General features: G+C 53.1%; 8 protein-coding genes. 3 read left to right on the forward strand and 5 right to left on the reverse strand.

Annotated elements, in window-relative coordinates; all coding sequences use genetic code 11:
* Positions 1–4: 4 nt before the first annotated feature.
* The 4 genes from DUE52_RS18815 to DUE52_RS18830 all read right to left on the reverse strand — a co-directional run bounded on the left by DUE52_RS18815 (position 5) and on the right by DUE52_RS18830 (position 6844).
* Positions 5–1513, reverse strand: coding sequence for a RagB/SusD family nutrient uptake outer membrane protein (locus DUE52_RS18815; protein ID WP_114407579.1), 1509 nt, complete (start codon positions 1511–1513; stop codon positions 5–7).
* Positions 1514–1539: 26 nt separating this feature from the next.
* Positions 1540–4968 (reverse strand): SusC/RagA family TonB-linked outer membrane protein, encoded by a 3429-nt coding sequence (locus tag DUE52_RS18820; protein ID WP_229312221.1) that lies wholly within the window; start codon positions 4966–4968, stop codon positions 1540–1542.
* Positions 4969–5174: 206 nt separating this feature from the next.
* Entirely contained in the window at positions 5175–6263 is a 1089-nt protein-coding gene (locus DUE52_RS18825) for a FecR family protein (protein WP_114407581.1), read from the reverse strand.
* A complete protein-coding gene (locus DUE52_RS18830; protein ID WP_114407582.1) occupies positions 6260–6844 on the reverse strand; it encodes an RNA polymerase sigma factor in 585 nt (194 codons plus the stop codon). The genes DUE52_RS18825 and DUE52_RS18830 overlap by 4 nt, the downstream gene beginning before the upstream one ends.
* A 390-nt stretch (positions 6845–7234) precedes the next feature.
* Here DUE52_RS18830 and DUE52_RS18835 point away from each other — a divergent pair, with 390 nt between their 5' ends.
* Together DUE52_RS18835 and DUE52_RS18840 are read left to right on the forward strand one after the other, a co-directional pair.
* Complete coding sequence (locus tag DUE52_RS18835; RefSeq protein WP_114407583.1) at positions 7235–8236, forward strand: type I glyceraldehyde-3-phosphate dehydrogenase; 1002 nt, start codon at positions 7235–7237, stop codon at positions 8234–8236.
* 60 nt (positions 8237–8296) lie between these two features.
* Complete coding sequence (locus tag DUE52_RS18840) at positions 8297–8770, forward strand: Dps family protein (RefSeq protein WP_114407584.1); 474 nt, start codon at positions 8297–8299, stop codon at positions 8768–8770.
* A 127-nt stretch (positions 8771–8897) separates the two neighbouring features.
* Here the strand turns inward: DUE52_RS18840 and DUE52_RS18845 are convergent, their stop codons facing one another.
* The gene (locus DUE52_RS18845; protein ID WP_114407585.1) at positions 8898–11804 is read right to left on the reverse strand and encodes a T9SS type B sorting domain-containing protein; all 2907 of its coding nucleotides are present in this window, start codon (positions 11802–11804) and stop codon (positions 8898–8900) included.
* A 122-nt stretch (positions 11805–11926) separates the two neighbouring features.
* Here DUE52_RS18845 and DUE52_RS18850 point away from each other — a divergent pair, with 122 nt between their 5' ends.
* Positions 11927–12232, forward strand: a complete 306-nt coding sequence (locus DUE52_RS18850) for a hypothetical protein (RefSeq protein ID WP_133299875.1) — start codon at positions 11927–11929, stop codon at positions 12230–12232.
* Positions 12233–12313: the final 81 nt, after the last annotated feature.

Consider the following 12313-nt stretch of genomic DNA (forward strand, 5'->3'; position numbering starts at 1 on the left):
GAGGTTAATAGCCGGGGTTTTGCTTGATTTTATCCGGATTCGATTGAATAACCGACAACGGAATCGGAAACAGCAGCATGTTGTCGCTCCAGGAAGCCGGGTTGAATCCGTTCTGTTCTTTTTGCTCCTGCGACATCACGATTTTGGCCCGTTCCGTTCTGACCAGATCGAACCACCGGTGATTCTCGAAGGCTAACTCGACCCGACGCTCTTTTTCGATCGCCAGCAAGAACGCTTCACTGGAGGTAAAAGGCGGATAATCAGCCAGTATACTTGCCGAACCGCCGGTGCTGTTCCGGGCGCGCTGGCGGATTTTGTTGAGGTAAACGAGGGCGGTTTCGGGCTGCTTGCCCTGCCGAACGAGCGCTTCAGCGTAGAGCAAATACACGTCGGCCAGCCGCAGTTCGATCCAGTTGTTATCGTTATCGGAGCCCGCAAACGAGACGTCGTAATATTTCCGGACGTATTTTTCGTTCACCGTGTTGCCACCCGGCACCGCCACGTAGTTATCGCTCATGGATATGGTTTTCCGCGGATCACCGGTTTCGTAAGCTGCCGACATCGATGGCGTTGGCGCATTAAAACCGCTTTTGTCGCCGATCAGAACCACTTCCCGGTTCGAAAACCGGGGCGCAAAATCATTATTCCAGGGGCTTCCCGTCGTGGTTCCGCCTTTTTTGTACTGAATCTCGAACAACGATTCGGCACTGTTTTCATTCTTCACATCGAACAGCGCCTTGTAATCCGAAACCAGCGAATAGGTCGGAATGCTGATCACTTCCAGCGCTTTGGCTTCCGCCAGGGCGTAATGCGATGCGCCTTTTTTCAGAGGATAACCGGCCATGGTCATATACACTTTCGCCAGCAGCCCTTTCGCTCCACCCACCGTGACGCGTCCTTTATCGACGGCTGCGTACGAAACCGGCAGATTCGCTTCGGCGAACTTCAGATCCTCCACGATAAAGTCATACATTTCCTGCGTCGACGTGCGCCCGACGGCGTAGGCTTCCGAGACGGACAACTGCTTGTCGACTTTCGGCACATCGCCGTAAACGCGAACCAGCCAGAAATACATCAGCGCCCGAACGAATTTGGCCTCCGCCTTATACTGTTCTTTCAGTTTTGGATCTTTGAACGGCACGGCGTCGATTTTATCCAGCACGATGTTGCACCGCAGAATAGTGTTGTAGACGTTGTTCCAGAAATTCAGAACAAACGTATTGTCGGACAACATCACATCCCCGAAATTGTCGATGGACGTCATGTTTTTGGAGTCGCCCGGCACCCAGGAAAAGGTGGTGTTGTCCGAACGAACCTCGCCCATGTAGATAAAAAGCTGGTTGTAGACATTCCGCAGCGACGCATAAGGCGACATAACCGCCTGATTCATATCCTGTTCAGTTTTGTAGAATACGCCCGCGTTCATGTCCGAAATGGGCTGGAGGTCGATAAACTCCTCCTTGCAGGAGAAAGAAACCGCAATGAGCAGGACAAGTATGAGAATTCGTTTCATGTTCCAGAAGTTTGACGATCAGGTAATTAAAAACTTACGTTAAGACCAGCGATGATGGTGCGGGCGGCCGGGTAGCCCAGGTAATCACCGCCCCGCGACAAACCGTCGCCCTGGCTGCTCGTTTCCGGATCGAAGCCCGGATATTTTGTGAAGGTGTACAGGTTTTGCCCCGTCACGTAAACCCGTAAGCCCTTGACGTGCAGGCGCTGGGTGAGGGCCGGTGCAAAATTGTAGCCCAGCGACACATTCCGGATACGCAGGAACGAGCCGTCTTCTACCCAGTAGCTGGACGGTTCTTTTTGCAAGCCTTTCGGATCGCGGTTGGCCCGCAGAATGTCGCCCGATCCCGGGTCACTTTCCGACCGCCAGCGATCAATCAACTTGGTCCGTCCGTTCCGGTCGCCGTGGTAAATACCGACCATCCGGTTGAAGAAACTAAACAGTTTGGCACCCTGCGAACCGGTCAACTGCACATTCAGGTCGAAGCGGTTATACGAAAAATCATTGCTGAAACCGTACATAAACTTCGGCTGGTTGTTGCCCAGATAGGTTTTGTCGGCCGCACTGATCACGCCGTCTTTGTTGATGTCGACATAGCGCGGATCGCCGGGGTGGTCGTTCGCCAAATGGGGCGCGGCATCCAGTTCCGACTGGTTTTTGAAAACGCCGTCGTACTGGTAGCCGTAGAAGGTGGCAATCGGCTGGCCGATTGTCGTAATAAAGGTATTGTTGGCATTGGGCGCACCGGCATAAATCGGCAGTCGATCCGGCCCCAGCGCCAGCACTTTGTTTCTGTTGAAGGAAATGTTGAAATCCGTCGACCATTTCAGTTTGCCGATCAGGTTTCGGGTTCGCACCAGGTATTCCATGCCTTTGTTTTCCACCTGCCCGATGTTCTGAAGCTGCGTGGCATAACCGGTCAGCGTCGGAACCGGCACGTTCAGCAGCAGATCCACCGACCGGCTGTTGTAGAAATCAGCTTCCACCTGAATCCGTCCGTTCAGTAATCCCAGATCAAAACCGAGGTTCCATTGCCGGGTTTTCTCCCAGCCCAGATCGGGGTTCGGGTAGTTGATCGGATTGACCGAGTTGACCAGGCTATTGTTCAGAATGTAATAATTGGAACTGGTGCGGGCAATGGCGTCGTAATTTCCGATGCGGTTATTGCCGACCAGCCCCCAGCTCGCCCGCAGTTTCAGGTCCGTAATTTGCCGGATGTCCTGCATGAACGGTTCGCTGCTCACCCGCCAGCCGACGGAAAGCGATGGAAACGTGCCCCATTTGTTGTTGGCCCCGAACTTGGACGAACCATCGGTCCGGATACTGGCCGTCAGCAGGTATTTTTCATCGTACGCGTACGTAAACCGACCCAAATACGAAATCAGCGAGTTGCGAAATTCCGTGTTGGTTCCGCCCACGATTTGCCCGGCATTCAGGGTCCGGATCACGTCGTTCGGGAAATTCTGGGCCATCACCTGTGTGTATTCGCCGAAGGTTTTCTGGGCCGTATAACCGGCCAACAGACCAATGGCGTGCTTGTTGAACAGGGTTTTGTTGTAATTCAACGTATGCTCGATCAGCCAGTTGCGATCCAGCCAGGTTTCATTCCGGGCGTCGGCGGTTTTGGGCGCGCGCGAACCGTCGGTGTCGACAAACGAAGGGCGGTAATACTTCAACCGCTTGTTTTCCAGCGATCCGTTCAAGCTAATCCGGTATCTCAAACCTTCGATGATTTCATACTGCCCGTAGACCGAGGCAATGAGTCCGTTTCTGGTCGTAAAATTGGTTATGTTTTCGGCAATCCCGACCGGGTTGGCAACGTCGCCCGCCCAGATTTCCGGATTCCGAACCTGCGAACCGTAGGTGCCATCGGCGTTTCTGAGCGGATAAATCGGGGGCAGATAAACCGCATAGGCCAGCGGGCTGTCTTTTCCGTCATCGACGTTGTTGTTCTCCGAATAATACGCGCTGATGGTGGTGCCGATTTCCAGTTTTTTGCTGATGTTCGACGTAATGTTCGCGCGCAAATTGTACCGTTTGAAGTCGGTTTTGATCTGAATACCTTCCTGATTCGTATACCCTGCGGAAATGGCATACCGGGTTTTCTCAACGCCCCCGGTTACGGAAAGCTCGTGCCGCTGCGTTGGGGCAATCCGGAAGATTTGATCCTGCCAGTTGATGTCCGCAAACTGGCTCGGATCATTGAAACGTTCGGGAATGACGTAAAAACCGGAGTTGGTATATTTTTCGCGGACGGAATTGGGATCATTGATGGTATGCGGGGCATTGCCGGGCATCGGCGCCCGATCCAGCCAGGCCTGGTTGTGGCCATCTTTAAAAAACTCGATGTATTCGCGGGTGTTCATCACGTCCATTTTTCTGGCGACTTGCTGAATCCCGTAAAAAGCGTTGTAAGAGATGGTTGGAGCGCCGATGCTCCCTTTTTTCGTGGTAACAATAATAACGCCATTGGAGCCCCGCGACCCGTAAATGGCGGTAGAAGAGGCATCTTTCAACACCTGAATGCTTTCAATATCGGAGGGGTTCACCAGCGAAAACGCACTGCCTTCAATCGGATAACCGTCGATGACGTAGAGGGGCGTATTCCCCGCCGTAATCGAACCCGTTCCCCGAACCCGAACCGACAGGCCTTCGCCACCCGGAGCGCCGTTGATCTGCTGCACCTGCACGCCCGCCATCTGGCCCACCAGCGCTTCGCCGTACGAAACCGCTGCCTTGTTTTTGAATTTGTCCGCCGAAATGGTGGCAATCGCGCCCGTTAGATCGGCCTTTTTCTGCGTGCCATAGCCTACGACGACCACTTCGCTCAGCGTTTTGTCATCGGACTTCAGCGTGATCGTAAACGTGGTCTGGCTGTTGACCTCAACTTCCTGATTCACAAACCCAACGTAGGAAAACACCAGCACCGATTTGGTATCCGGCACCGAAAGGCGAAAAGCGCCCTCGGCATCGGTGGACGTTCCTTTGGTCGTGCCTTTCACCACCACGCTCACCCCGGGAAGCGCCAGCCCGGCTTCATCCCGCACGGTTCCGCTGACGGTTTGCTCGACCGAACCCACAAAAGCCGTGTTTTCACTGGCTACCGGAAGGGAAGACTCAGGTTTGGAAGGCTCCGGAATCGGCGAAATAACAATCTGACGTCCAACGACTTCATAGCGAAGCCGGAGCGGTTTTACCACTTTATCCAAAACCGCCCCCAGCGATTCGTTGGACACAATGAGGGTCGTTTTGCGGTCGAAGGGAATCTCCCGGGGCCGGAACGCAAACCGGATGTTGGTCTGGTTTTCGATTTCTTTCAGCACCTTGCGTAAGCCCTGATTTTCAAACCGAAAGCTTACCCGCTTATTCAATACTTCCTGGGCGGTGGCGTCGTAGGCCAGCGAAACACCCGTACAAATCATGGCCAGAATGACCTGGGCCAGCGAGAGTTTCATGAGTAATAGCAGGGTTTGGATTGGTATTGGTTTTTTCATTAGCTTTAAAGGTTTTGTTAATTTTTAGGACAAAACAACCCTCTTCATCCTGAAAAGGACGACGGCAAAACCAGCGCATCGAGGGGAATCGGCATCAGTGGTGTTACGAGCACCACTGATGTTTTTTGGGCAAAAAGCTTATCGGATTGGCATACCAGCAGGGTTTTTTACAGGGGTTTAGGACAGCCTTTGCTATAGATGACAATCTGTGCATTGAGCAGTTTATAGCGGGCGTCGAGCACTTTGCAAATGACATCCAGTTTCTGAAAAAGATCTTCATTGTCGATGCTCATCGTCAGCGTACAATGCTGCATCACTTCCTCATCGAAAATAATATCGATCCCGTAAGCCCGCTCAATGGCCGTAAAAACCCGGTCTACGGAAGCATCTTCGAACACAAACCGCTGCATTTCTTTTTTAGGAATCAGCGGAAGCGGTTTTTCCACTACCAGTTTGTTGAGCGTTGCAGCGTCGCGCTGAAAAACGACTTTCTGGTTGGGTGTCAACACCATTCCTTTTGATTCAGGATCCTGAACGCGGCTCGGCTGGTTGGGGTAGACCGACACCCGACCGGTTTTGACATCCACCGTCACCGTCGGTGCATCGGCGGGAGCTTTGATCCGGAAACTGGTTCCCAACACCTTTGTTACCAACCCATTGGCATAAACGACGAACGGTTTTTTAGGATTCTTTTTCACATCAAAAAAGGCCTCCCCGGTCAGAAAAACTTCCCGCTGGGTTCCCGCCAGTTCTTTCCGGTAGCGGAGACGCCCGCCTTTTTGCAGGTCGACCCGGCTGCCATCCGCCAGTTGAATGTGCATGATCTGGCTGGCTTCATTGAGTGTTTCCACCCATTCATTCCCGGTCAGAGAACGTTCCATCGGCGAAAAACCGGCTTTGTGCAGTTGCTGCCAACCGAACCAGCCGACGCCCAGCATCAGCAAAACCGCTGCCGCCACTTTCCAGCTCCGGGAGCCTGTCAACCAACGTTCCACCGGCATCGGACGGGTACTTTCGAGCGTGTTTTCGATCCGGTTCCAGATGGCGTCTACGTTTTTCGTGAGCGCGGGCTGGTGCTGAATGTCCCGCAAACCGCTCACCAGTTGCCGGGCCTCCGCTACCTGGTAATATCGCTCCGGATACTCCCGCAGGAACTCCGTCCAGAAGGCCTCTGTTTCGGGACCGGGCGAGCTGACCCACTCCTTGAAGTAGTCGTCAGCCGCCAGATCCTCCGTGCTGAATTGATAATAATTCATGGTTGTATATGCGTTAAGAATCCTTCTAGCCCGACCCACAAAAGTCCCCAGGAAAAAATCCGGACGGCTTCCCGGAGGGTTTTCAACGCGGAGTAAATAAACCGGCAGGCCGACTGGTAGTTGACGCCCATGATGCGGGCGATTTCTTCGTTGCTGAAGTGCTGGTAAAACCGAAGATTCAGGGCTTCCTGCTGGCGGGGTGTCAGCAGCTCGTAGCTTTTGCGAAGCTGCCGGTGTACCTGTTCCTGCTGTTCGTGCTCGATGAGGGTATTTTCAATGATAAAATCGTCCGCCGTATGAACGGTGTCAATGTCCGAAGCCTGAAAAAACGGATCGCGGTGGCGGGTTTTGTTAATCTTGTTGCGCAGCGATCGAAACAGATAGAACCGGATCGAATCCGTGTCGCTCAGGTTAGCCCGGCTTTGCCACAGTTCGATGAACAGGTCGTGGATGCTGTCTTCGATGAGCGGCACATCGTTGGTTACTTTATAGCCATAATTGAGCAAATCGCGCGCATACAACCGGTAAATCTGTTGAAAAGCCGCTTCATCCCCCTGGCGGAAGGCATACCACAAATCCATAGGGGGATGATGAGTCGGCACAGTGGTAAAAAGTCGGGTTAGGAATAGTTGAACAATGGTAGGATTTATCTGCCCAAAACCATGTCCGTTTAATTACTAATGCCGAGTCGTATCAATTTTAATCCTTTTTTTTCTAAAAATAGTTGAAAATCTGGGCTGAGAGCTTAGAAATACCGGTTTTAGCGGGTTCGAGAAATAACCGTTCATTGGTATTCTACCTTTGTTAAACGCCTTGTGAGCACAATTTCCCGGTTCGTATATTTATTACAGTTCACTGAACTTTTTGAAGGCTCCTCTCCCTTATCATTTTGTAAGGGCGTCGAGATCAGCCGACCATTTTAGCGTGCATCTACGCCACATTCCCCGTTTGTTCAACAAATCATCTTTCGTATGGCAACTATTGCATTGTATGGATTCGGTCGCATTGGGCGGCAGTTTCTGCGTGTTGGTTTGAGCAATAATCTCTTTGTTCCCGTTTCGATTTCCGACATCCGTGATGAGCCCACCCTGGCGGCTCTGTTTGCGGTTGATACCAACTATGGCCGCTGGCCGGAGCCGGTTTCCGGCAGTGAAGGCCAGTTGACCATTGGCGACCGGACCATTCCGTATATCAATTCCGCCAAGGAAGTCCCCGACTGGAAGGCGCTGGGCGTCGATCTGGTAGTCGATTGTACGGGCCGGGCCACCACCCGCGCCGGAGCACAGGTTCACCTGGACCGGGGCGCTAAATACGTACTCATCAGTGCGCCCAGCAAATCCCTGGCCGACTGCGACGCGGTGTTGCTGAAAGGCATTAACCTCGACACGTTCGATCCCGAAAATCACCACATCATCAGCATGGGCAGTTGCACGACCAATGCGCTGGCGGCCGTGGTGAAAGTGATTCGGGAGAATTTTGGCATTCAATACGGTTTATTTTCGACGGTTCACTCGTATACCAACACCCAGTCGCTGACCGATCAGCCGATGAAAGACCGGCGGGATTCGTGGGCTGCGGCCGAAAACATTATTCCGTCGTCTTCAGGAGCCGCCCGCGCCTTGCAATTTATCTGGAAAGACCTCAAAATCACCGGGAAAGCCTACCGCGTTCCGACGCGCACCGGCAGCATTGCCGAGTTGAATCTGATTACTGAAAAAGACTGCACCGTTCAGGAAGTCAACGACGCATTCCGCAAAGCTGCATCGGAAGGGCCCTTGAAAGGCGTACTGGATGTGCTGGAGCAGGAGTGGGCCTCGTCGCGGATTGTGGCCGACCCGCATTCGTCGATTATCGATCTGCCGTTGACGGCCAAAGAAGGTAATCTGCTGTCGGTAGCTGCCTGGTACGATAACGAGTGGGGTTTCTCAAACCGTCTGGCCGAAGTGGCCGCCCATCTGGCCGAACGGATTTAACAGCGTTTTCTCTAAATTGCCCTTCAAGCCACTCAGTTACCGTTTTAACACACACAAAAGATGAAAACAAGTATTGGTATTTCAGCCGAAAACCGGGAGGTTGTCGCTCACCAACTGGCCAAATTGCTGGCCGATGAATTTGTATTGTACACAAAAACCCTCAATGCCCACTGGAATCTGGAAGGCATGGATTTCCATTCGGTTCACCTGTATTTTGAGGAGTTATACACGCAGTCCGCCGGCATTGTGGATGACGTCGCCGAACGGATTCGCCAATTGGGACATTACGCGCCCGCCACGCTGAAAAGCTTTCTGGAACTGACGCATTTAACCGAGCACGATGCCGGTGGTAACGACAGCCGCAGCCTGATCAAAAAACTGCTGGCCGACCACGAAAGCATCATTGCGTTTATCCGGGGCAATATCGACGAGTTTGCCGATGCCCACAAAGATGCCGGAACGAGTGATTACATTACCGGTTTAATGGAAAAACACGAGAAAATTGCCTGGATGCTGCGGGCGCATATTAAATAAAAGGGATTTTTAAATGTAAAATGATGAATATTAAATGGAGAAGTGCCAGAACAGGAGGTACTTTTATATTTAGAATTCATCATTTTACATTTAAAATTCAGATTCGTTCAAAACCGGAATCGCTTCATCAATTCGTTCCGCCGGATTCTCTCAGAATCTCCACCCAGCCTTTGTAGATTTCCTCGGGTGCCGCGCAATTCAGCCGCGTGAATTTCACCCGAATCTGGTAATAATATAAACCGCCCGGCAATTCCTGACCGCGGCTGTTGGTACCGTTCCAGGTCAGAGCACCATCGACGCTGTTGTTCTGATAGACTTGCCCACCCCACCGGTTTACAATAATCAATTCGGCCGACTCCACAAACCGGGGGCATTGCATAGGCTGAAACTCGTCATTTTTGCCATCGCCATTGGGCGTAAAGACATTGGGCATCATCAGATACGGGCAATTGTCCTTACAAACCCGGTTGGAAGCCACACTTTCCTGACCACTCCGACTCACCGCCCGGACTTCGTAACAGCCCGCAAAGGAAGTCAGATTTTCGTGCCGATAGGTCATCGTAGGCGCGTTCACCGACGCCAGTAAAACCAACTCCTGGCCTTCGCAAGGCGCATAATAGATATTGTATTTGACCACGTTTTGGTCACATTCGCCCGTTGTCGGCCTTTGCCACGTTAACGTGTTGGCAAAGGTTGTCTGATTGCAGAACGCTTCGGGTGTCAGACTGGCGCAATTGAGCGTATCGATGGCCAACTGCGGGGGGCACGGTCTGGTCGTGTCAATAGGCATGGCACACACGCCCTGCGAGAAATTGTTCAGCAACATCGTCGTCAGCGGAGCCGAATAACGCCCTACGGTTTCCACCCGGTAACAATAATTGCTATCGACCGACATGGTCACGGGCTGAACGCCATCGGCCGCGTAGGTATCGGCTCCCTGATCGGTATACGTGTAGCTATTCGCCGTGGTAACCGGAACCACCGCCACCAGGTTGAACGGCCCGTTGGGGCCGGTTTTGCTGCGGTACACGCGGTGCTGCTGGTTGTCGTTGCTCCAGGGCACGTTGGCTTCCCAGGCAAGCTGAACGCGTCGCGTGCCGGGGGTTGCTGTCAGCCGGACCGAACTGGCGTTTTCCGTCGCATCGAGCCGCTGCAACTGGCCGGAAGCCGGGTCGGTGAAATAGAATTCGATGCGGTAGCGGTAGGCATTCGCCACGGTATTCAGCCCACGGTCGGTATACACTGTATCCGCAACACCAGGTTGCAGCGTGGTGCTGATGGCCGCAATCTGGGTAAAGTTGGTGCCCGTGAGACCGGTAGCCCGGAACAGACGGTACTGAAACGGGCCGGTGCCATCGTTGGGGTCGACACCGGGTGGGCGGGTCCAGCGAACCGTGACAACGCCCCGGGTATCGTAGGTACTGTCGACCGTAACGTGGGTAATCAGCGGCACCTGTTGGGGAAGCGTCACACAAACCTGCTCAGAAACCGCACTTTGGCCGTTGTTAGGACGCGGTAGAATAACCACAATCCGGTAGCTATACTGCACACCCCGCGATAGTCCCTGACTGGAATTGTTATCCGTAAACGTGGTTTGGTCGATCGGTACTTCGCCAATTTTCACATAACCGGTCGACGCCAGCAAACCGGCCTCGGTGCAGGGGTCGAGGATGAGGTTCTCACAGCCTTCCTTGCGATAAATAGCCATTTGCGTATCCGACGGCAGCGACGAAACTCCGCAGGCATAGGCAGCCCAATTGAGAATGATGGCACGGCCGGCCGGATCCGTGGTTGGTCGGGCGGTCAGATTCTGGGGTTTGGGAGCATAAATCCTGATTCGGAACGATTCGAGTGTTGCCAGTTGAGTCTGACCCGCTCTTTGCGGGAAATCGACAACGCGGAAAATGACATCGTACGGTTCGGCCCGGACGTGGGCGCAGTTGGTTTGCCAGCGAAAAGTCGATGTTGCGGGACTGTTCTGAACACCCGCTGGCGTCAGCGTAGCGGTCGGCGGAGCCACCAGTTGAACGGTGGCATTGTTGGGGCCTCTGTTAAAAGGCCCGCCATAACCGGTCAATTCCAGCCGGTTTCCGTCGGGATCGGTAGCCGTAATGGTCTGGTTGATGAGCGTTCCGGCCTCCACACAGAGATCTTCGGGCACCCTCAGTTCCGGACGTTTGTTGATCGAGGGCGTCACAATGATTTGAATATCCCGGACAATTTCGCCGATTTTGACACCATCCCGCCATTCTTCCACAATGAACGCAATGTTGTATTGCCCTACTTCGGCCGGAGCGTCCCAGCACACATCGCCGGTCAGGGCGTTGACTGTCAGGGTCGCCGGGCCGGTATTGGCTTCATTGACCCGATTGAGACCAATTGTCGTGGGGTCCGAATAACCGGCCACAAAACCCAGGTCGCAGGAAGCATCGTCGGTCTCGTTTATTTTCCCGGAAGGCGTGTAAAGCCGGTAAGCCAGACTATCGCCGTCAGCATCGAAAGCCGCCGGGTTGTGGCACCATTTCTGGCCAACACGGGCCGAATCCAACGGGGGGTTCAACAAAACCGGGGTGCTGTTGAGCCCCAGATTGGCATTCACCACAATGGTGGTCCGCAGTTTAAAGCTGGTATTGATCGAAACAGGAATATTACGGGTTCCTTCGTTCCGGTTGACGATGGTGCAACTGATATCGTAGACACCGGGACCCGAATAGGTATAGGTGGTTCGGTAAATGTTGATGGTGGTATTGGCATTGATGTTTCGGGTTTCAGCATCGACCCGGGGCACCCGGCGCATTTGCTGCCCAACGCCGAAACAGAAATTGACATCCCGTTGAGCAAGAGCGGCATCAAAGCCCCCGCCGGGGCCGCGTGTGACGTCGTAATAAACCGTTAAAGTGATTTCGTAGGTCAGCGACGTAGACGACACCCGCCGGGTCGTAATTTCACCCGCCCGAACGTGGGTGGCCAGCGCATCCGAAACCGCTGCCAGATTCAGCAATGCCCAGAAGATCAGAAGTAGATACCTTTTCATAGAGCCCGTCGTATTTCATATAAACGGCTCATCATCTGGTTTTTGCATACCCATCCATCGCTTTTGCGTGAAAAAAAACGGCGGTGCTGCTTATATTGCGCTATAAAATTCAATTCCCAATCATGGATACAACGATCGAAAAGGTTTATAAACGCATCCGGCAGCTCTGGAACGATGAATTTGAGCTAAATCCCGGCCACCGGATTATTCAGTCGGTAGAGATGACTCCCGACGAGAAAATCGAGGTAGAACTGCTGGATTTTCGCTTCTCCTTAGCGGCTGAAAAAGATCACCTGACGGCTACCTTTGAATCAATACCGCATGTTGATGCTCCCTCGGCCGAGGACATGAAAGCCGTTGTCGTTCACGTAGCGGACCTGGTCAAAAACCTGACGGGTGATCTGCCGGTTGAAATTATTCCGGCCTGACGATTACGGTCTTTGGGCCTTTCTGGTTGCTTAAAAACCAATAGGGGTTTGGCATAAACGATCGACGAAAACCGTTTCTGC

This window comes from Larkinella punicea (assembly GCF_003334855.1).
Taxonomy (GTDB): Bacteria; Bacteroidota; Bacteroidia; order Cytophagales; family Spirosomataceae; genus Larkinella; species Larkinella punicea.

Bases quoted from the DNA above. Each gene is read 5' to 3' on its own strand.
- DUE52_RS18815 (WP_114407579.1), bottom strand. From the start codon at position 1,513: ATGAAACGAATTCTCATACTTGTCCTGCTCATTGCGGTTTCTTTCTCC.
- DUE52_RS18820 (WP_229312221.1), bottom strand. From the start codon at position 4,968: ATGAAACTCTCGCTGGCCCAGGTCATTCTGGCCATGATTTGTACGGGT.
- DUE52_RS18825 (WP_114407581.1), bottom strand. From the start codon at position 6,263: ATGAATTATTATCAATTCAGCACGGAGGATCTGGCGGCTGACGACTAC.
- DUE52_RS18830 (WP_114407582.1), bottom strand. From the start codon at position 6,844: ATGGATTTGTGGTATGCCTTCCGCCAGGGGGATGAAGCGGCTTTTCAA.
- DUE52_RS18835 (WP_114407583.1), top strand. From the start codon at position 7,235: ATGGCAACTATTGCATTGTATGGATTCGGTCGCATTGGGCGGCAGTTT.
- DUE52_RS18840 (WP_114407584.1), top strand. From the start codon at position 8,297: ATGAAAACAAGTATTGGTATTTCAGCCGAAAACCGGGAGGTTGTCGCT.
- DUE52_RS18845 (WP_114407585.1), bottom strand. From the start codon at position 11,804: ATGAAAAGGTATCTACTTCTGATCTTCTGGGCATTGCTGAATCTGGCA.
- DUE52_RS18850 (WP_133299875.1), top strand. From the start codon at position 11,927: ATGGATACAACGATCGAAAAGGTTTATAAACGCATCCGGCAGCTCTGG.